Below are 20,272 nucleotides of genomic sequence, written 5' to 3'. Positions count from 1 at the left end.
ATTTGTTTATAAGAGACAGCCCTGGCCGGCGCCAGAGGCTCCCGCGCCTGAACCCGCACCACGTGCACGCCGCCACGGCCGGTGCGGGTCCAGGCGCGGAACGCGGGGGCGCCGCTGAAGGGCGCCGTCCCGTGTGCCCACCCTCCCCCAAGCTCTCGGCTTCGCTCGAGCAGGGGGACCCCCATCGCCCCCGCGGGACGCCTGCCCACACGGGCGGGGCGTGTGCGCCAGGTGGACCAAGTAAAGGCGCGGCCCCACCGCACGGCTCCCAAGACTTGGGGCATGATCCACCGCTCCCGCCTCCGCGCCTGGGTCCTCCTCGGCGCCCTCCTGAGCGCGTCGGGCACCGCCTCCCCCCACCCCGCCGAGGCACACCCCGCGCCCCCGCTCTGCACTTCCTCCCGCGAGCCGGCCCTCGCCGCCCGTCTGTCCCGGGACATCGCCGCGGCGCTCAAGGGCCGTGAGAGCACGGTCTCCCTCGCGGTCCACGACCCCGCGCGCGGACTGCGCTGCCGGCTCGACGACACCCTCGCGTACGACTCCGCCAGCATCGCCAAGGTGCTGATCATGCAGGCCGTCCTCGGCCGCGCGGAGGAGCTCGGCCGCGCCCCGACCCCGCTGGAGGCGCGGCGGCTGAAGGCGATGATCACCCGCTCCGACAACAAGGCCGCCACGGCACTGTGGGACGGACTGTCCCGCGCCCGGCTGAACAGGGTGCTGCGGGAGGCCGGCGCCCAGGACACCGTCCTCGGCCGGGGCCGCTACTGGGGCCTCACCCGCACGACCGCACGCGACCAACTCGCCCTCCTCGCCGCGGTGTCGCGCCGTACCGAGGCCCTGTCCCTGATGGGGCGGGTCGTCCGCGCACAGGCCTGGGGCGTCACGGCGGGCGCGCCCCGCACGGTGAAGGTCCACCTCAAGAACGGCTGGCTGCCCCGCGCGACCCACGCCTGGCGCGTCCACAGCGTCGGCATCGTGCGCCCGGCGACGACGGACACGGACACGGGCACCGGCACCGGCACCGGCACCGGCACGGGCACGAGCGACACCGACACGGACACCGCCACCGAAAGCCCCGCCGTCGACTACCGCATCGTCCTCCTGAGCCACGACAACCCCACCATGCGCTACGGCGTCCGCACCCTGGAGGGCATCTCCCTCGCCGTCCACCGCAGACTCTCCGGCAGCGCGGCGGCCCGCGGCTTCACCCCGCCGGAGAAGATCAGCGAGATCCCTGACGGGAGCGCTCCGGCCGACGGCCCGGGTCCGGACCCGAGCCCAGGTCCGGGAGGCCCAGAGGGGCCCGCCGTGGCCCGAGGACCCGCGCTCCCGTCCCGTACAGCACGAGCCCGACCGCGAGCCCCGCGCCGGCGCCGAAGCAGGCCGTCGGAATGACGTCGAGGGGCGTCTCGATCCGGGACCAGCCCCAGTACGCGGCCCAGCGCAGCACCCGGTGGGCGATCCCGGCCAGGACGCAGCCGCCGATCAGCCCGGCCGCGAGGAACCGCCCGCGCCGGCCCGGGACCGGGAACCCGGCCGGCAGCTCCACCCCCGGGACGGCGGAGCGCAGCGCCCGCGCCGTGCACCAGCCGAGGAGCGCGAGGGCCAGCGCCGAACCCCCGTACTGCGCGTAGAGATAGACCGGGAACCCGGCGACGATGTCGCCGAGGAAGGGGATCGCGCGGGTGCCCCAGCGGTCCAGGTGGGTGAAGGAGTCCCACACCACATGGGTCGTGGCGCCGAGGATCGCCGAGAGGCAGAACCACCCGGCGAGCGCGGCCGGGTGCCGCTCACGCCAGGGACGGCCCCGGACGAGCCCGTACACCCGGCCGCGCCACCGGGCGGGCAGCAGCGCGACGAGCGGCTCGCGCACGGTCAGCCAGAGGGCCACGAGTACGGCGGTGATCACGACGTCGGCCGTGACGATCCCGAGGGCGGAGTGGGTGACGTCCCCGAGGACCATCGCCCCGGGGAACGCGGTCGCGGCGAAATAGGTCATGTCCGGCGAGAAGGACCCGGCGACGAGCGCGGACGCGACGAGCGGCCCGCGCGCGGTCCCGTCCCGGCGCAGGGCGGGCAGCACGGCGGCGGCATGGCTCAGCGTGAACGGCAACGGGAGTTCCCCCAGGGTCCGGTGGCGACGGCGGCCGGTGTCGGTGAATGAGCAGTCTGCACGGCCGGCCGGAGTGCAAGAGGGGCGGGACGCTCCGGTCGGTTCCCGGACTCACCTGGTCGGCAGGCGGCCAAGAGGTGACGAAACCGTGAAACACGGTCAGCTGCCGGTACGCGCCGGTCCGGAGTTGGCATAGGGTCGCCAGAGGTTTCGCGCGGGGAGCGCGGGACCGCGTCGATGGGGAGGGACGACGGACATGGCAGCGCACATCGGCCACCGGCTGCGCAAGGGAGCCACCAGTGGTGTGGTGATGGCCGCGGCGGTCGCCGCGCTCGCCGCCTCGCAGGCGCCGGAGGCGATCCCGCCGGCCGCGGACAACGCCGGCGGAGACACCGCCATCGGTGCCGGTGACACGGCGCCGCCCTCCGGAGACGGCTCCGCGACGGGCGATTCCCCGTACTACACGAAGCTGCCGCCGCTGAACACGCCGAACAAGCCCGGCGCGAGCACCAATCTGCCCGTGATCGCCGGCCCCGCCGAGGCCGGCATACCCGCGTCCGTCTACTCGGCCTACAAGCGCGCCGAGCTGTCGATACGTTCGACCGACCCCGGCTGCAACCTGCCGTGGCAGCTGCTCGCCGGCATAGGCAAGGTCGAGTCGGGTCAGGCGAACGGCGGCCGGGTCGACGCCAACGGCACGGCATCGCCGCGGATCCTCGGTCCCGCCCTCAACGGCAACGGCTTCGCCAAGATCACCGACACCGACGGCGGTGCCTTCGACGGCGACAAGGTCCACGACCGGGCCGTCGGCCCGATGCAGTTCATCCCGTCCACCTGGGCCACCTGGGGCCAGGACGCCAACAGCGACGGGAAGAAGGACCCCAACAACATCTACGACGCGGCGCAGGCCGCCGGCATGTACCTCTGCGCCAACGACCGCAACCTCGCGGTCCAGGCCGACCTCGACCAGGCGATCCTCAGCTACAACCGCTCCAGGGAGTACCTGAACACGGTCCTGTCCTGGAAGGCCTTCTACGAGCGCGGCACCCACCAGGTCCCGGACGGCACGGGCGAGCTGCCGGTCGGCCGCAGCGACGACGGCATCAGGGGCAACCACCGGACCACGCCGCTCCCGTCCGTGCCGACGACTCCGGCGCCGACCCCGGGCACCCAGCAGCCCAAGCCGCCGGTGAACACTCCCGGTCCGGTCAAGCCGCCGACCGTCCCCACCAAGCCCCCGGTGACCGAGCCGGTGAAGCCGCCCACCGTCCCGCCGGCCGCCAAGGTCGCGCAGCTCGCGGTCGTGGCCAACGCGAAGCTGACCACGACCACCGGCAGCGCCTTCACGGGCGCCCCCCGGGTCGCCGCGCTCGACAGCGCGGGCAAGCCGGTCGCCGGCGTGAGCATCCGCTTCGAGATCGTCGGCACCACCGACACCCGCTTCGTCGGCGGCGGAACCACCGCCACCGTCACCACCGGGTCGACCGGCCTCGCCACCTCGCCCGCCCTCCGGGCCGGCGAGAAGACGGGCTCCTTCACGGTGCGCGCCACCGTCGTCGGCCGGACCCTGGGCGCGGCCGACTTCGCCGCGACCGTCACGGAGCGTCAGGCGGACACCCTCACCCGGCTCCCCGGCGACGCCCTGTCCGCCACGACCGGCGCCTCCTTCACCCAGCAGGTCCAGGTGAAGGCCACCGACAACGGCGCCCTCGCGCCCGGCGTGCTCGTCACCGCGGTGATCGTCACCTCGAAGACGGACCCCAAGGAGAGCACCGAGGGCCCGTCCTTCAAGTCCGCGGACGGCACGACGGTCCGTACCGTCACCCTGAGGACCGGTACGGACGGACTGCTCACCTTCGCACCGGGCGACATCCTCGCGGGCGACAAGGCCGGCACGTTCTACGTCCAGCTCACCGCACCCGGCGGCGGCACGACCTTCGTCGACCTGACCGTCGCGCCGCCCGCGACGCCGACCCCGGAGCCCTCGCCCTCCGACAGCGGCTCGCCCGAACCCACCCCCTCGCCCAGCTCCTCCCCTTCGGCCTGACCGGAAGCGCCACCGAGCGCGTTCCACCGAGCCGCCGTGCTCCGCGCCGTCCCCCGTCCGCACCGGACCGGGGGACGGCGCTTCGCGTTACCCGGGTGCAACGTGTTCTCATCTCACGGCCGCGTTGCTACGGTGCCCCCGCCCTGACGACCTATCAGATCGCATCCCGGGAGGCCGACCATGCGCGCCCTCGTCGCCGCCGCCATCGGACTCGCCCCAGTCCTCCTCTTCGTCCTGCTCCTCTCCGTGGTCGATCTGCCGCCCGACGGCCCCACCTCGCCCAAGCCCCTGCTGACCGCCGATCCCGGCGCCGAGAAGTAGGGGGAGGACCGTGCGCCGCCGAGCCAGCCTCGTCCTGCTCGCCCTCGCCGTCTTCTGCGCCGCGATGGCCCCGACCCTGCGCTGGTACGCCTTCCCCCGCCTGGCGAAGATCCCGGCGAACCAGTACCAGGACACCGTTCTGGAGGCGCGGCCCGCGACCCTCCTCAACTACTCCACCCTCAAGGCCGAGAAGGTCGACAAGATCACGATCATCCAGACCCTCAAGGGCAACGTGGAGGAGTCGCGGCGCATCGAACGCGACGCCGGGCGCGACGTCGTCGTCTGGGACGCCCTCGCCTATGTCACCGGGCCCGACGGCAAGATGGTCTCCCAGGTCCCCGAGCGGTACATCTTCGACGCCCACACCCAGGACCCCGTCCACGCCACCGGCGAATCCGTCGACGGCGACCCGGTCCGCCGCGAGGGCATCGAGTTCAAGTTCCCCTTCCTCACCGAGAAGCGCGACTACCAGTACTTCGACGCCCAGACCCGCACCGCGGCCCCCATCCACTACAAGGGCACCCGCACCTTCCGCGGCATGGAGGTCTACTACTTCGAGCAGACCATCCCCTGGACCAAGGTCCCCATGCCCAAGGCCATGCCGGTCAAGGGCATCACCCCGAAGCTCCTCGCCGACTCGGGCCTCACCCGCTGGTACACGACCAAGCGCATGTTCTGGATCGAGCCGGTCACCGGAGCCCCCGTCAACGGCGAGGAGATCCACAAGGAGGAGCTCCGCAACGCCAGGAAGCTGATGGGACAGGACACCCTCACCGTCTTCGCCGGCCACGTGAAGATGCGCGAGGACTACCTGGAGAGCGTCGGCGAACTGGTCTCCTCCAACCGCCTCATGGTCCTCATGCTCGTCTCCTACATCCCGTGGAGCCTCACCGTCCTGGCCCTCGCCCTGCTCGCCCTCGCCCTCTGGCTGGAGGCCCGCTCGCGCCGCCCCGACCCGGAGCCGCCCACCGCCCCCGTCCCGGCCCCGGTCAGCGCTCCCCTCTGAGCCGGGCGCTGGTGTGCCGGGTCGGCACCGCCGCGGACGGATCCTCGGGCCACGGGTGCTTCGGATAGCGCCCCCGCAGCTCCGCCCGCACCGCGCGGTAGCCGTCCCGCCAGAACGACGCCAGGTCGGCCGTGACCGCCGCCGGCCGGCCCGCGGGGGAGAGAAGGTGCACGAGCACCGGGACCCCGGCCACCCGAGGCGTCTCGGCCAGACCGAACATCTCCTGGAGCTTCACCGCGAGCACCGGCCGCTCGCCCCCGTACTCGACCCGTATCCGCGAACCGCTCGGCACCTCGATCCGCTCCGGCGCCAGCTCGTCGAGCCGGACCGCCTCGCCCGAGGCCCACGGCAACAGCCGCCGCAGCGCCTCCCCGGCGTCGATCCGCCCCAGATCGGCCCGGCGCGACGCCCGGGACAGCTCCGGCTCCAGCCACTCCCCGGCCCGGTCGACCAGCGCCCCCTCCGACACGTCCGGCCAGGGCTCGCCCAGCTCCCGGTGGAGGAAGGCGAGCCGCTCGCGCAGTTCCCCGGCCTCCCGGCGCCACCGCAGCAGCCCGAGCCCCTCCCGCCGCAGACCGTCGAGCAGCGCCTCCCGTACGAGCGCGGGCTCCGCCCCGGAACCCAGCGGCCGGACCGTCAGCTCGACCGCGCCAAGACGGTCCACGGACCGGGCGACCACGTCCCCGTCCTCCCAGTGGACCTCTTCGCCGGTGCTCCGCAGATGCCCGGCCGCCCGGCACGCCGTGGCCTCGTCCACGACCGCCGCGAGCCGCACCCGCGCCGTGGCATCCCTGGCGGTACGGTCCGCGACCGCCACGGCCAGCCACGGGCTGGACCGCAACCGGGACCCCTCGGCCAGTCGCGCCCCGCTCCCGGACACCATCAGATAGCCACCCTGCTCCCGCGCCCTGGCCACCCGCTCCGGGAACGCCAGCGCCGTCACGAGCCCGGCCACCAGGTCGTCACCCTCCTGCCCCGCGGCCGCCCCACCCCCGCCCAGCGCCTCACCCGCCGACCGCTCCAGGCGGCGCACCTCCGTCCGCCACCGCGCGCCGTACCCGTCGGTGCCCCGGCGGGCCGTGTGCCAGGCCGCCACCAGGTCGTCCCCGTACTCGCGCGGCGGCTCCTCGCCGATCAGCGCCACCACCTCCGCGGCCCGCCGGACCCCGACCTCGGGCGCGCCGTCGAGCAGCGCGCGCCCCAGCCGGGGGTGCAGCCCGAGCCGGGACATCCGTACACCCCGCTCCGTGGCCCGGCCGTCCGCGTCCACGGCCCCGATCGACCCGAGGACCTCGCGGGCCGCCGCCATCGCCCCGGCCGGCGGCGCGTCGAGCAGCGCGAGCCCCTCCGCCGTCGGGTCGCCCCAGCAGGCGGCCCGCAGCGCGAAGTCCGCCAGGTCGGCGATCCTGATCTCCGGCGAGGGGAACCGCGCCCGGCTGCCGTCCTCCGCCTCCGCCCAGCAGCGGTAGACGACCCCGGACTCCTCACGGCCCGAGCGCCCCGCCCGCTGGGTCGCCGCGGCCGTCGACACCGGCACCGTCGCGAGGGACCCCAGACCCCGGGCGTGGTCCGTCCGGGGTTCCCGTGCGAGCCCCGAGTCCACCACGATCCGCACCCCCGGAACCGTCAGGCTCGACTCCGCCACCGACGTCGAGAGCACCACCCGCCGCCGCCCGTCCGGCCCGGCGCCCCGCAGCACCGCGTCCTGCACGGCGGCCGGAGCCCGCCCGTGCAGCTGGAGCACCTCCGCGTCGACCCCGTCCAGCAGCCCGGCCGTCCGCGCGATCTCGCCCGTGCCCGGCAGGAAACACAGCACGTCGCCCTCGTGCCGCTCCAGCGCGAGCCGGACCGTCGCCGCCACATGGCGCAGCAGGGCCGGATCCACCCAGGTGCCGTGCGCGGGCCTGATCCCGGCCGGCGGCGCGGCGAACCGCACCGCGTACCCGTGGCCCTCGCCCTTGCTCCACACCACCGGCGCGGGCCCGCCGCCGTCCAGGACCGTCAGCAGCTCCGCCCAGGCCTCGGCGTCGCTCGTGGCGGAGGCCGCGATCAGCTTCAGCTCCGGCCGCAGCGTCGCCCGCACGTCCACCAGGAAGGCCATGGCCGTATCGGCGTCGAGATGCCGCTCGTGGCACTCGTCGAGCAGCACCACGTCCACGCCCGCCAGCTCCGGATCGCGCTGGAGCCGCTGCAGCAGGACGCCCGTCGTCACCACCTCGACCCGGGTCGCGGGGCCGCTCCGCCGCTCGCCGCGCACCGAGAAGCCGACCGCGCCGCCGACCTCCTCGCCGAGCAGCCAGGCCATCCGCCGGGCGGCCGCCCGCACCGCCATCCGCCGCGGCTCGGCGACCAGCACCCGGCGCTCCGGTCCGTCCCCTATGAGGCCCGCGATGGCCAGCGGCACCAGCGTCGTCTTGCCGGTGCCGGGAGGAGCGGACAGCACCGCCGCGCCGCGCTCCGCGAGCGCGGCGAGCAGCTCGGGGACGGCATGGCGGACGGGGAGACGGTCGAGTGCGTCGTTTCGGATCACGCACTCAGTCTCGTACGCGCAAAGAAGAAGGAGGGCCCCGTTGTCCACAGGGCCCTCCATAAGTAGGACAAACGAGCGGTGCTAGTCGTCCCGCTCGCAGACGAAGATCGCCGTCCCCGGGATCAGATTCCCCCGCAGCGGGGACCAGCCGCCCCACTCCTGGCTGTTCCAGGCCGGCCACTCCGGCTCGACCAGGTCCACCAGCCGGAAGCCGCCGGCCACCACGTCCCGCACCCGGTCCCCGACGGTCCGGTGGTGCTCCACGTACACCGCCCGCCCCTGCTCGTCCTGCTCGACGTACGGCGTGCGGTCGAAGTACGAGGCGGCGACCGAGAGGCCCTCGGGACCCGGCTCGTCCGGGAACGCCCAGCGGATCGGGTGCGTCACCGAGAAGACCCAGCGGCCGCCCGGCCGCAGCACCCGCCGCACCTCGCGGAAGACCCGCACCGGGTCCGCGACGAACGGCACCGCGCCGTACGCCGAGCACGCCAGGTCGAAGGAGCCGTCCCGGAAGGGCAGCGCCCCCGCGTCCGCCTCCACCAGCGGCACCTCCCCGCCGATCCGGAGCGCGTGCTGCAGCTGCCGGTGCGAGAGGTCGAGGGCCACCGGCCGCGCGCCCCGGGCGGCCAGCCACCGCGAGCACTGCGCCGCCCCCGCGCCGATCTCCAGGACGTCGAGGCCCTTCAGTGAGCCGGCGGGACCGAGCAGCCCGGCCTCGGCCTCGTCGAGCCCCTCGGGGCCCCAGACGAAGCGGTCGTCGCCCAGGAAGGAGCCGTGCTCGCTCTGGTACTCGTCGGCGTTCCGGTCCCACCAGCCCCGGCTCGCGCGGCTGCTCTCCGCGTCCCCCGCGTCACGCCGGGTCGCCTCGGCCTCCTCGGCGTCCCCGTCGACCGCGTCTTCGTGTCCGTACTCTTGGTTCATCTCGCCCGCCGATGTAGTTTGCGCTCAGTGCCGCCGTGCGGCGGACCCCCGCCGTGATGACGCAAGGGCCGTGAGTGCTGCCGGAATTGAGGGGATCTGCCCCGGGTGCGCGCTTCGCGCATTGACCCTGTCCGGCTGCCCCCGTATGCTAAAGGTTGCGCTGCGGGCCTGCGCGCCTCAGACGGAGCAGGCCGCGCTCGTACCTGTTGTATGTCCCCTCGGTTCTCGAGGTTCCCTCCCGTTCGCGGAAGGGCGCTTCATTGGCTGTCCGGCTTCTTGGTGCGATACGGGCTCTCGGCGTAGCAGTACCTACGACTTTCTGTCCGTAACCGGAGCCCTTTCCCACATGACGAGCAGCACCGAGACCACCGCCACCAGCACCACCCCGCAGGTTGCGGTCAACGACATCGGTAACGAGGAAGCCTTCCTCGCCGCGATCGACGAGACGATCAAGTACTTCAACGACGGCGACATCGTCGACGGCGTCATCGTGAAGGTCGACCGGGACGAGGTCCTGCTCGACATCGGTTACAAGACCGAAGGTGTCATCCCGAGCCGCGAGCTCTCGATCAAGCACGACGTCGACCCGAACGAGGTCGTCAAGGTCGGCGACGAGATCGAGGCCCTTGTTCTCCAGAAGGAGGACAAGGAAGGCCGCCTGATCCTCTCGAAGAAGCGCGCCCAGTACGAGCGTGCCTGGGGCACCATCGAGAAGATCAAGGAAGAGGACGGCATCGTCACCGGTACCGTCATCGAGGTCGTCAAGGGTGGTCTCATCCTCGACATCGGCCTCCGCGGCTTCCTCCCCGCCTCCCTGGTCGAGATGCGTCGCGTCCGCGACCTCCAGCCCTACGTGGGCAAGGAGCTCGAGGCGAAGATCATCGAGCTGGACAAGAACCGCAACAACGTGGTCCTGTCCCGCCGCGCCTGGCTGGAGCAGACCCAGTCCGAGGTTCGCCAGACCTTCCTCACGACCCTCCAGAAGGGTCAGGTCCGCTCCGGCGTCGTCTCCTCGATCGTCAACTTCGGTGCCTTCGTGGACCTGGGTGGCGTCGACGGTCTCGTCCACGTCTCCGAGCTGTCCTGGAAGCACATCGACCACCCGTCCGAGGTTGTCGAGGTCGGCCAGGAGGTCACCGTCGAGGTTCTCGACGTCGACATGGACCGCGAGCGTGTCTCCCTGTCGCTGAAGGCGACGCAGGAGGACCCGTGGCAGCAGTTCGCCCGTACCCACCAGATCGGCCAGGTCGTCCCGGGTAAGGTCACGAAGCTGGTTCCGTTCGGTGCGTTCGTCCGCGTGGACGAGGGCATCGAGGGTCTGGTCCACATCTCCGAGCTGGCCGAGCGCCACGTGGAGATCCCGGAGCAGGTCGTCCAGGTCAACGACGAGATCTTCGTCAAGGTCATCGACATCGACCTCGAGCGTCGTCGCATCAGCCTCTCGCTGAAGCAGGCCAACGAGTCCTTCGGTGCCGACCCGGCCTCGGTCGAGTTCGACCCGACCCTGTACGGCATGGCCGCGTCCTACGACGACCAGGGCAACTACATCTACCCCGAGGGCTTCGACCCCGAGACCAACGACTGGCTCGAGGGCTACGAGGCTCAGCGCGAGGCCTGGGAGACCCAGTACGCCGAGGCGCAGGCTCGCTTCGAGCAGCACCAGGCTCAGGTCATCAAGTCCCGCGAGGCCGACGAGGCCGCCGCTGCCGAGGGCGCTGCCGCCCCGGCCGCCGGCAACGCCGGTGCGGGCATCTCGGGTGGTTCGTACTCCTCGGAGTCGGACGACACCTCCGGCGCCCTGGCGTCGGACGAGGCGCTCGCCGCCCTCCGCGAGAAGCTCGCCGGCGGCCAGAGCTGAACAGGCTCTCCGCTGAGCGCTAGCCGCTAGCGAACCGAGGCCCGTTCCCCTTCGGGGGAGCGGGCCTCGGTCGTTTCCGCACTCCGCACACCTCCTCGCCGGAAGATCGCGCGAGCCGGGAATGGCCGTGCCCCGCACGGCGTTTCCAGAGAGAACACGAGGAGGAGCGGTAATCGTGCTTGATCCCCAGGATTTGTACGAATGGGACCCGAAGGGCGTGGCCGTCGTCGACCTGGCCCTGGCGCAGGAGTCGGCCGGGCTGGTCATGCTGTACCACTTCGACGGCTACATCGACGCGGGCGAGACCGGCGAGCAGATCGTCGACCGGCTGCTCGACACCCTCCCGCACCAGCTGGTGGCCCGCTTCGACCACGACCGGCTCGTGGACTACCGCGCCCGCCGCCCGCTGCTCACCTTCCGGCGCGACCGCTGGACCGCGTACGAGACGCCGTCCATCGAGGTCCGCCTCGTGCAGGACGCCACCGGCGCGCCCTTCCTCCTCCTCTCCGGCCCCGAGCCGGACGTCGAGTGGGAGCGGTTCGCGGTCGCCGTCCGGCAGATCGTCGAGCGCCTCGGCGTGCGCCTCTCCGTCAACTTCCACGGCATCCCCATGGGCGTGCCGCACACCCGCCCCGTCGGCCTCACCCCGCACGGCAGCCGCACCGACCTCATGCCCGGCCACCGCAGCCCCTTCGACGAGGCGCAGGTCCCGGGCAGCGCCGAGTCCCTCATCGAGTACCGGCTCACCGAAGCCGGCCACGACACCCTCGGCGTCGCCGCCCACGTGCCGCACTACGTGGCCCGGTCCCCGTACCCGGACGCGGCCCTGACCGCCCTGGAGGCCGTCACCGCCGCCACCGGCCTCGTCCTCCCGGGCGTCGCCCACTCCCTGCGGACCGAGGCCCGCCGCACCCAGACCGAGATCGACCGCCAGATCGGCGAGGGCGACGAGGAGCTGGTCGCGCTCGTGCAGGGCCTTGAGCACCAGTACGACGCGGCGGCCGGCGCCGAGACGCGCGGCAGCCTGGTCGCCGAGCCGGTCGACCTGCCGTCGGCCGACGAGCTGGGCCGGGAGTTCGAGCGCTTCCTCGCGGAGCGGGAGGGCGACGCCTAGCCCCTCCGGGGCAGGCCCTAAGCTGCCGCTCATGCTGAAGGTGGGCCTGACCGGCGGGATCGGCGCCGGCAAGAGCGAAGTGTCACGGCTGCTCGTCTCGTACGGAGCCGTACTGATCGACGCGGACCGGATCGCGCGCGAGGTCGTCGAGCCCGGGACCCCGGGGCTCGCGGCCGTCGTGGCGGCCTTCGGGGACGGCGTCCTCACCGCGGAGGGGACGCTCGACCGGCCGAAGCTCGGCTCCATCGTCTTCGCCGACGCCGACCGGCTGGCCGCCCTCAACGCCATCGTCCACCCCCTGGTCGGGGCCCGGTCGGCGGAGCTGGAGAGCCGCGCGGGCGCCGACGACGTCGTCATCCACGACGTACCCCTGCTCACCGAGAACGGGCTCGCGCCGCTGTACGACCTGGTCGTGGTCGTGGACGCGTCCCCGGAGACCCAGCTCGACCGGCTCGTACGGCTCCGGGGCATGGCCGCGGCCGAGGCCGAGGCCCGGATGGCAGCCCAGGCAACGCGCGCGCAGCGGCTGGCCGTCGCCGACCTCGTGATCGACAACGACGGACCGCTCGACGCGCTGGAGCCCCAGGTGCGGAAGGTCTGGGAGGAACTGGAGCGCCGCGCCGCCCTCCCCGGCGAAAACGCCTAGGCGCGGCGGCCGTGGAATGCGGCCGCCGGGTCCGGTGTTCAACCACCGGTCGAGGGGAAGGATGCCATCGTGGCCGACAGCAACCCGGAAACGCACGTCATCGACTTCCGCGCCGCCGAGCACCTGCTGGCCGCGCGGGACCCTCGCGGGGCCGTGAAGCTGTTGGACTCGGTGATCGCCGCCCACCCCGAGAACACGGCGGCGCGCCTGCTGCGCGCCCGGGCGTTCTTCGCCGCCGCACAGCTGCGCCCGGCGCAGCTGGAGTTCGAGCTGGTGCTGGAGCGCGAGCCGGACAACGCCTTCGCCCACTTCGCGCTGGCCCGCACCTTCGAGCGCTCCGGGCAGACCGCCCAGGCCATGCGGCACTTCCGCCTCGCCGCCGCGCTCGACCCGAAGCCGGAGTACCTCCAGGCGGCGGGCTTCGACACCAGGAACTGAGCGGGCGCGGCGTCAGCGTCGCCTGCCGCCGTGATCGGGTTCGTACGGCGGGATGCTCCGGCCCGGCTGCCAGTGCGGGCCCTGGTGGATGTGGTGCAGCACCACCATGAGGTCGACCGCGGCCACCAGGAACAGCACCCCGCAGGCCGCCGCCCAGCCGGGGCGCTCCACCAGGGAGAACACGGTCGTGCCGAAGGCCGCCCAGAGCAGCCCCCACATGCTCAGCCAGAACCGCAGGCGCAGCGCGCTGCGGGCGTTGGCCGGCTCGTTCCCGCTCCGCATGACGGTCGCATCTCCCCTCGGAACCCCGAGGTACTTCCAGCATGTACCCGGGGTGGGGGAAACGGAACGCCCGAGGGGAGGCCCGAGCGGCCGCTCAGTGGACGACGCTGTAGCTGCGCCAGGGCAGGGTGTCGGGGGCGGTCCAGTTCGCGGTGTTGCTGGCCACGTAGATCGAGTTCCCGCCCGTGCAGTCGCGGGTCCGGTACATCACGATGTCGGTCAGGGAGTTGTTCCGGACCTTGGTCACTCCTGAGGGGGCCAGGCGGTGGCAGCCGTTCACGGAGGGGCTCGTCACGCTGACCAGGAGCTCACGCTGCGTCTCGTACTCGATCGTGCCCACGGTGCTGCGGCCGAGGCCCGAGCAGCCGGCGACGGCGAGAGTGAGCAGCACGGCCCCGGTGGCGGTCGTGAGACGCCGGCGAACGGACATGGCGGATCCTCTTCTGTCGAGTCGTTTCAGGCCACCATGCCGCCCGCGCGGGCCGCTGTCATCCGCTGTTGGGCCGCCCGGGGGAACCCGTCCGACGGCCGTTGTCAGACCCCACCCGTAAGGTCGGAGGTCCAGAAGGAAGCGACACACCACGGGAGGGGAGCGGAGCCGTGACACACACCTGGACGACCAGCGCCGCCGTCTTCCTGCCGGCCGCCCTGCCCCGTGACGGCCGGGTCGCGTTCTGGGCCCCCGACGGCCGCCCGCTGCCGGACCCGGCGGAGAGCGGGGCGGAGCGGGCCGAGCTGACCGTGGCCCGGCGGCACGGCAGCGGCGCCCGGGGCCGCTCGGTGCCCGCCGTGACCCTGCCCGTCGAGGCCGCGCTGCCGCATCTCGTCGCGGCCCGCCACCATCCGGCCGCGCACCCCGCCACGGCCGCCTGGGGCGCCGCCGCCCTGCACGCCCTGCACCTCGCCTCGCGCGGACGGCTGCTGCCGGGGCTGACCGCGGACGACCTGGACGCCTGGCGGGCCGGACCCCTGGACGCCGAGGACATCGCCCATCTGCGGGCCGTCGCCGCCGCCCTGCCCTACGAGGGGTACGCGGTCCCGGTCCCGGGGCGCGGTCCGCTGCGGCTGCCCGAGCCCGAGGCCCTCGTGCGGGCCTTCCTCGACGCGGTCGCCGACGTGCTGCCCCGCACGCCCGCGGCCGCCCACGCGGTCGGCGCGCCGTTCGCGGCGCGCGCCCCGCAGCACCTGCCCCGCGCGCGTGCCTGGGCCGCCGAGGCGGCGGCCGGGATGGACGCGGGGGTGCGGGTCTCGCTCCGCCTCGACCTCTCGCCGTACGAACTCTTCGACACCGCCGATGCCGCCGGCACGGCCGGCATCGCCGACGGGGACCGGCACGCCGCCGCCGCGCTCCTCCAGATCCACAGCCTCGCCGACCCGACCCTCGTCATCGACGCCACGGACCTGTGGGCGGGGGACGGCGAGCACTTCGGGCCCCGGGCCCGGATCGACGCCGTCCTCGCCCTGCGCCGGGCCGCCCGCGTCTGGCCCCCGCTCTCCCGGCTCCTGGAGCGGGACGTGCCCGACGTCCTCGCCGTCACCGAGGACGAGCTGTACGAACTGCTCGGCCCGGCCGCCGCCCGGCTCGCCGACGCCGGGGTCGCCCTCCACTGGCCGCGCGAGCTCGCCCGCTCGCTCAGCGCCTCCGCCGTCGTCCGCCCCGCCCAGGCCGCGCCCGGCTCCGCCACCGACGGCACCTCCTTCTTCGACAGCGAGGAGCTGCTGCGGTTCAACTGGCAGCTGGCGCTCGACGGCGATCCGCTCACCGAGCGCGAGATGGACCTCCTGGCCGAGGCCCACCGGCCCATCGTGCGCCTGCGCGACCAGTGGGTCGTCGTCGACCCCGCCCTCGTCCGCAAGGCACGCAAGCGGGAGCTCGGCCTGCTCGAACCGGTCGACGCCCTCGCCGCCGCGCTCACCGGCACCGCCGAGGTGGACGGCGAGTCCGTCCCCGCCGTCCCCGTCGGGGCCCTCGCCGCGCTCCGCGACCGGCTCCTGGCCGGTCCCGAGGACGTGCAGGCCCCGCCCGGCCTGACCGCCACCCTGCGCGACTACCAGCTCCGCGGCCTCGCCTGGCTGGACCTGATGACCTCGCTCGGCCTCGGCGGCTGCCTCGCCGACGACATGGGCCTCGGCAAGACCGTCACCCTCATCGCCCTCCACCTGCGCCGCGCCCGCCGCGCCCCCACCCTCGTCGTCTGCCCGGCCTCCCTCCTGGGCAACTGGCAGCGGGAGGTGCGGAAGTTCGCCCCCGACGTGCCCGTCCGGCGCTTCCACGGCACGGACCGGGACCTCGACGGCACCGAGGGCGGCTTCGTCCTCACCACCTACGGCACCCTGCGCACCAGCGCCGCCCGCCTCGCCGAGCGGGAGTGGGGGATGGTCGTCGCCGACGAGGCCCAGCACGTCAAGAACCCGTTCTCCGCGACCGCCAAGGCCCTCCGCGAGATCCCCGCACCCGCCAGGGTCGCCCTCACCGGCACCCCCGTGGAGAACAACCTCTCCGAACTCTGGGCGCTCCTCGACTGGACCACCCCCGGCCTCCTCGGCCCGCTCAAGGCCTTCCGCTCCCGGCACGCCCGGGCCGTGGAGAACCACGAGGAGATCGAGCACGAGGAGGCCGTCGAGCGGCTCGCCCGGCTGGTGCGGCCCTTCCTGCTGCGCCGCCGCAAGTCCGACCCCGGCATCGTCCCCGAACTCCCGCCGAAGACGGAGTCCGACCACCCCGTCGCCCTCACGCGGGAGCAGGCCTCGCTCTACGAGGCGGTGGTCCGCGAGACCATGACGCGGATCGAGGGCGCCGAGGGCATCGCCCGCCGCGGCCTCGTCATGAGCCTGCTGACCTCGCTGAAGCAGATCTGCAACCACCCCGCGCAGTACCTCAAGGAGCAGGCGCCGCGCGGCAGCGGCACCGCCCGGCTCGCCGGCCGCTCCGGGAAGCTCGCCCTGCTCGACGAGCTCCTCGACACGATCCTCGCGGAGGACGGGTCCGTGCTCGTCTTCACCCAGTACGTGTCGATGGCGCGGCTCCTCGCCGACCACCTGGCCGCCCGCGGCATCCCCGCGCAACTCCTGCACGGCGGCACGCCCGTGGCCGAGCGGGAGCGGATGGTCGACCGCTTCCAGGCCGGCGAGGTCCCCGTCTTCCTGCTCTCCCTGAAGGCCGCGGGCACCGGCCTCAACCTCACCCGGGCCGGCCATGTCGTGCACTACGACCGCTGGTGGAACCCGGCCGTCGAGGAGCAGGCCACCGACCGGGCCTACCGCATCGGGCAGACCCAGCCGGTGCAGGTCCACCGGCTCGTCGCCGAGGGGACCGTCGAGGACCGCATCGCCGAGATGCTCCGCGCCAAGCGGGCCCTGGCCGACGCCGTCCTCGGCTCCGGAGAGGCCGCCCTCACCGAGCTCACCGACCGGGAGCTCGCCGACCTGGTGTCCCTGAGGAGGCCCTCGTGAACCACGCCAGGGGCGCGCGGGGCGCGCGGGGTGCCGCCCTCCGCCACGACGACCGCCGCCGTACCTTCCCGCAGCTCCCGCCGCGCTCGGCCCCCGACGGCCGGTTCGCCGCCACCTGGTGGGGGAACGCCTGGGTCACGGCCCTGGAGAACACCGCGCTGGACCCGGCCCGGCTCGCGCGCGGCAAGGCCTATGCGGGGCGCGGCCACGTCGACGCGATCACGGTCACCCCCGGCCGGGTCGTCGCCTATGTGCACGGCACCCGGCCCCGCCCGTACCGCACCGAGATCAGGATGCGGACCCTCGGCGACGACGGCTGGGAGCGGTTCCTCGACGAGGCCGCCGCCCGCCCCGACCACATCGCCGCCCTCCTCGACAAGGACGTGCCGCACGCCCTGGAGGCGGTCACCGGACTGCTGCCCGCGCCGGGCGACCTCGTCCCCGACTGCTCCTGCCCGGACGACGGATACCCCTGCAAGCACGCCGCCGCCCTCTGCTACCAGGCCGCCCGTCTGCTCGACGAGGACCCGTTCGTCCTCTTCCTGATGCGCGGCCGGGGAGAGCAGGAGCTCCTGGCCGAACTCACCCGGCGGAACGCCGCCCGGGGCGCCGCCGAGGCGGGCGCCGCCGCCCCGTCGATGCCCACGGTCGCCGCCCGGATCGCGCTCGACGCGGCCACCGGGCCCGGGCTGCCGCCGCTGCCGCCCGAGCTGCCCGTCCCGGACCGGCCCGGCCGCCCGGCCGTCTTCCCACCGGACCCGGACGCTCCCGATCCGCTGGCGCTCGACCTCCTCGCGACCGAGGCCGCGGCCCGTGCGCACGTCTTCCTCGCCACCGGCCACGACCCGGTCGCCGCGCTCACCCCCTGGCAGGACGCGGTCCGGCTGGCCGCCGCGCACCCCGGCTCCGGACTCACCGCCTCGTCGCGCGCGCTCTACCGCGACCTGGCGTACGCCCTCGACCGCACCCCCACGGACCTCGCCCGCGCCGTCGCCGCCTGGCGGCAGGGCGGGGCGGCGGGCCTCGCCGTCCTCGAAGAGCCCTGGGACCCGCCGGCCGGCCCGTTCGACCGGGCCAGACCCGCGCTGCTCGCCGCCGACTTCCCGGCGTTCCGGCCCTGGCGCAACCGGCTCTCCGGGGAGTCCCTCCAGCTGCGGCTCGGCCGGGACGGTCTCTGGTACGGGTACGAGTCGGACGCCGGCCGCGAGGACTGGTGGCCGCGCGGCGCCCCCGACCCGGACCCGGTCGGCGCCCTCACCGATCTCCTGGGGCGCTGACGGATCCTGACGGGGCTCTCAGGCGCGTCGACGGGAATTGACCCGACACCCGAACGGAGTCCCACTCGATGGGGTGAAACCGGTCAACGGCCGGATCCGGTGCACACGTTTGTCGCGTTGATTCCGGTACGGGCACTTGGCCCGTGCACACCTCCGGAAGGCAGGAAGCCATGAGGCAGATTCGCCGAAGTGGTCTGGCCACACTGTTGGTCACGGGCGGCGCGCTCGCCCTCTCGGCGGGCGCCGCGCACGCCGACGCCGGCGCCGAGGGCGCCGCGGTCGGTTCGCCGGGAGTCGGTTCCGGCAACACGCTCCAGCTGCCGGTGCACGTCCCGGTCAACGCGTGCGGCAACACCGTCAGCGTCGTCGGGCTGCTCAACCCGGCCTTCGGCAACAGCTGTGCCAACCGTTCCACGGAGCGCGAGGCCGGGGGGTACGGGGACGAGAACGGCGGCGGTTCCCACAAGGACCAGCCCGCCACCCCGCGCGGCGGCGAGCAGGCCGGCGGCTCCCAGAGCGGCTCCCAGACCGGTTCCCAGAGCGGCTCCCAGACCGGTTCCCACGGGGGCGGCTCCTCCAACGGCGGCGGGTCCACCGCCGAGACCCACGCCGCGGGATCCCCGGGCGTGCTCTCCGGGAACGGCCTCCAGCTGCCCGTCGACCTCCCCGTGAACCTCAGCGGGAACTCGGCCAACGTGGTCGGCATCCTCAACCCGGTCTTCGGCAACACCTCGGTGAACGGCCCGGCCAAGCCCGAGCAGCCGATCGAGACGCCGACGCCGCGCCCGCAGACCCCCGTGCGCAACGTGCCGGTGCCGCGCTCCGAGAGCGTCCCCCCGGCCGCCCCGGCCCCCGCGCCGCAGGGTGAGACCAGCACCGCCTCGCTGGCCGCCACGGGTTCGGACGCCCTGGGGTACACCGTTCCCGCGAGCGCCGCGCTGCTCCTCGGCGGCGCCCTGCTGTACCGCCGCGCACGCCGGGCCGCCGACCAGGCCTGAGGGTCCGCCCCGCGCGGCCCTTCCGACGCCGGCTGACGCCCGAGCCGTCAGCCGCGTCCCCGGCCGCCCGCGGTCCCGTCGTCCTGGCGCCAGGTCCGGAGCACCGCCTCGATGGCGGGCGCGATCCGCGTCCGGGCCTGGTGCCGGGGGATCCCTTGCATCAGCAGGGAGTCGTACGGCGTGTCCACATGCCGTACGGAGGCTCGTACCGCGGCGGTGACCGCGCCGCGGTCGAGCGAGCGGCCCGCGGCCGTGCGCCCCACCCGCCCGGTGCCCTTCGCCGAGGCGTGGACGGCGATTTCGGTGGCCCGGTCGGCCGGGCAGGACGGGAAGAGCCGCAGGATCTCCGCCCGCAGGACCTGGGTGATCTCGGCGTCGAGCGCGGCGCGCCGCACCGCGTCCCGGGCCCGCCGCGCGGCCCGCGCGTCCGCGTCGGCCAGGCAGGCCCGTTCGGCCTCGGCGAGGGCGGCCTCCTCGACGAGCAGGCCCTGGCGCTCGTACCGGGTACGGCGCCGGTTGTGCCGTACGACCACGGCCCAGAGCGTGCTCGCCTCCCGGGCGCGGCGGGTGAGCGCGGTGTCGCCCCGGCGCAGGAAGACCAGATGTCCGAGATCGGCGCAGTCCAGGCAGACCGGCGCGTTGAACTCGACGATCATCCGCTGCAGCGGCCCCTGGTGGCACTCCGAGCAGCGGCGGCGCCTGAGCGGTTCGACGACGACGGGCGCGACGAGGTCCACGGCCGGTCCCCGATCAGCGGACGCCGGGCGCGGCGGCGGCGATGAACACGGCGAGCGCCTTCTTCGCCTGCTCCGAGCGGTGGGCGCGGTCCGCCTCGTCGACCGCGTCGTGCATGCAGTGGGAGTCCACGAAGGCCGCCTCGGCGAGGCGCCGGACCTCCGCGTCCTCGCACACCAGCTGGACGCGGAAGAGGGCCTGCCGGGCGGCGGTGCGCTGACGGTAGGAGGCGTGGCGGGACTCCTCCGCCTCCTCCGAGCCGGGCTGCTGGAAGGCGCGGAACCAGCGGTCGTTCTGGCTGTGCCGGTAGTCGACGACCGCCTCCGCGAACGCGCTGTAGGTCGCGATCCGTTCCTGCCGGAGCTGTTCGGTGCGGGCGAGCGCGGCCGTGCGCTCGGTGGCCCGCCCCTGGAACCAGTGCGTGAACACGACGCCCAACAGGGTTCCCGCCACGGCTATCAGCGCCGCATCCATGACCGGCCGCCCTCCCGTTCTCCTCGGCCTTCAGATCTCTAGATCATGACAGCAGAGGG

Annotated in this window: 17 protein-coding genes and 1 pseudogene; 11 read left to right on the top strand and 7 right to left on the bottom strand. The window is 74.1% G+C overall.

Annotated elements, in window-relative coordinates:
- Positions 1–282 precede the first annotated feature (282 nt).
- A pseudogene (locus ACWGN5_RS18690) lies at positions 283–972 on the top strand (serine hydrolase); the annotation flags it as partial.
- Between the two features lie 250 nt (positions 973–1,222).
- Here ACWGN5_RS18690 and ACWGN5_RS18685 read toward each other — a convergent pair.
- Positions 1,223–2,113 carry a DUF4184 family protein gene (locus ACWGN5_RS18685; protein ID WP_453516339.1) on the bottom strand — a complete coding sequence of 297 codons (891 nt, stop codon included), beginning with the start codon at positions 2,111–2,113 and terminating at the stop codon, positions 1,223–1,225.
- Positions 2,114–2,369: 256 nt separating this feature from the next.
- Between ACWGN5_RS18685 and ACWGN5_RS18680 the strand changes: the two genes are divergently transcribed.
- The 3 genes from ACWGN5_RS18680 to ACWGN5_RS18670 all read left to right on the top strand — a co-directional run bounded on the left by ACWGN5_RS18680 (position 2,370) and on the right by ACWGN5_RS18670 (position 5,487).
- Positions 2,370–4,160 (top strand): lytic transglycosylase domain-containing protein, encoded by a 1,791-nt coding sequence (locus ACWGN5_RS18680; protein ID WP_453516337.1) that lies wholly within the window; start codon positions 2,370–2,372, stop codon positions 4,158–4,160.
- A 180-nt stretch (positions 4,161–4,340) separates the two neighbouring features.
- The gene (locus ACWGN5_RS18675) at positions 4,341–4,481 is read left to right on the top strand and encodes an SPW_0924 family protein (RefSeq protein ID WP_366037187.1); all 141 of its coding nucleotides are present in this window, start codon (positions 4,341–4,343) and stop codon (positions 4,479–4,481) included.
- Between the two features lie 10 nt (positions 4,482–4,491).
- Positions 4,492–5,487 (top strand): DUF3068 domain-containing protein, encoded by a 996-nt coding sequence (locus ACWGN5_RS18670; RefSeq protein WP_453516336.1) that lies wholly within the window; start codon positions 4,492–4,494, stop codon positions 5,485–5,487.
- Here the strand turns inward: ACWGN5_RS18670 and hrpB are convergent.
- Positions 5,471–8,017: an ATP-dependent helicase HrpB gene (hrpB, locus tag ACWGN5_RS18665; RefSeq protein ID WP_453516334.1), complete on the bottom strand. Its 2,547-nt coding sequence runs from the start codon at positions 8,015–8,017 to the stop codon at positions 5,471–5,473. The two genes, ACWGN5_RS18670 and hrpB, sit on opposite strands and share 17 nt — an antisense overlap.
- Positions 8,018–8,098: 81 nt before the next feature.
- Positions 8,099–8,938 carry a class I SAM-dependent methyltransferase gene (locus ACWGN5_RS18660; protein WP_453516332.1) on the bottom strand — a complete coding sequence of 280 codons (840 nt, stop codon included), beginning with the start codon at positions 8,936–8,938 and terminating at the stop codon, positions 8,099–8,101.
- Between the two features lie 346 nt (positions 8,939–9,284).
- On the opposite strand from ACWGN5_RS18660, the gene rpsA reads away from it, so the two are divergent.
- From rpsA to ACWGN5_RS18640, 4 genes are all read left to right on the top strand, one after another.
- A complete protein-coding gene (gene rpsA / locus ACWGN5_RS18655) occupies positions 9,285–10,796 on the top strand; it encodes a 30S ribosomal protein S1 (RefSeq protein WP_453516330.1) in 1,512 nt (503 codons plus the stop codon).
- 175 nt (positions 10,797–10,971) lie between these two features.
- A complete protein-coding gene (locus tag ACWGN5_RS18650) occupies positions 10,972–11,910 on the top strand; it encodes a PAC2 family protein (RefSeq protein WP_351180953.1) in 939 nt (312 codons plus the stop codon).
- Between the two features lie 31 nt (positions 11,911–11,941).
- Positions 11,942–12,556, top strand: a complete 615-nt coding sequence (coaE, locus tag ACWGN5_RS18645; RefSeq protein ID WP_453516328.1) for a dephospho-CoA kinase — start codon at positions 11,942–11,944, stop codon at positions 12,554–12,556.
- Positions 12,557–12,625: 69 nt separating this feature from the next.
- On the top strand, positions 12,626–12,994 hold the full coding sequence (locus ACWGN5_RS18640) for a tetratricopeptide repeat protein (RefSeq protein ID WP_453516326.1): 369 nt from the start codon (positions 12,626–12,628) through the stop codon (positions 12,992–12,994).
- A 12-nt stretch (positions 12,995–13,006) separates the two neighbouring features.
- On the opposite strand, the gene ACWGN5_RS18635 is transcribed toward ACWGN5_RS18640, so the two are convergent.
- Entirely contained in the window at positions 13,007–13,276 is a 270-nt protein-coding gene (locus ACWGN5_RS18635) for a DUF6343 family protein (protein ID WP_453516325.1), read from the bottom strand.
- A gap of 94 nt (positions 13,277–13,370) precedes the next feature.
- The gene (locus tag ACWGN5_RS18630; RefSeq protein WP_453516323.1) at positions 13,371–13,706 is read right to left on the bottom strand and encodes a hypothetical protein; all 336 of its coding nucleotides are present in this window, start codon (positions 13,704–13,706) and stop codon (positions 13,371–13,373) included.
- Between the two features lie 170 nt (positions 13,707–13,876).
- Here ACWGN5_RS18630 and ACWGN5_RS18625 point away from each other — a divergent pair, with 170 nt between their 5' ends.
- The 3 genes from ACWGN5_RS18625 (at position 13,877) to ACWGN5_RS18615 (ending at position 19,004) form a co-directional block, all read left to right on the top strand.
- Positions 13,877–16,729: a DEAD/DEAH box helicase gene (locus ACWGN5_RS18625; RefSeq protein WP_453516321.1), complete on the top strand. Its 2,853-nt coding sequence runs from the start codon at positions 13,877–13,879 to the stop codon at positions 16,727–16,729.
- On the top strand, positions 16,726–18,006 hold the full coding sequence (locus tag ACWGN5_RS18620) for an SWIM zinc finger family protein (RefSeq protein ID WP_453516320.1): 1,281 nt from the start codon (positions 16,726–16,728) through the stop codon (positions 18,004–18,006). The genes ACWGN5_RS18625 and ACWGN5_RS18620 overlap by 4 nt, the downstream gene beginning before the upstream one ends.
- A gap of 170 nt (positions 18,007–18,176) precedes the next feature.
- Positions 18,177–19,004: a chaplin gene (locus ACWGN5_RS18615; protein WP_453516318.1), complete on the top strand. Its 828-nt coding sequence runs from the start codon at positions 18,177–18,179 to the stop codon at positions 19,002–19,004.
- A 47-nt stretch (positions 19,005–19,051) separates the two neighbouring features.
- Here ACWGN5_RS18615 and ACWGN5_RS18610 read toward each other — a convergent pair whose 3' ends face one another.
- Complete coding sequence (locus ACWGN5_RS18610; protein ID WP_453516316.1) at positions 19,052–19,741, bottom strand: DUF2293 domain-containing protein; 690 nt, start codon at positions 19,739–19,741, stop codon at positions 19,052–19,054.
- 13 nt (positions 19,742–19,754) lie between these two features.
- Complete coding sequence (locus ACWGN5_RS18605; RefSeq protein ID WP_453516314.1) at positions 19,755–20,213, bottom strand: hypothetical protein; 459 nt, start codon at positions 20,211–20,213, stop codon at positions 19,755–19,757.
- Between the last annotated feature and the right edge of the window lie 59 nt (positions 20,214–20,272).

The organism is Streptomyces sp. NPDC055815 (assembly GCF_053616475.1).
Note: the sequence above shows the minus strand (reverse complement) of the source record. Positions and strands in the feature narration are given on the sequence as shown.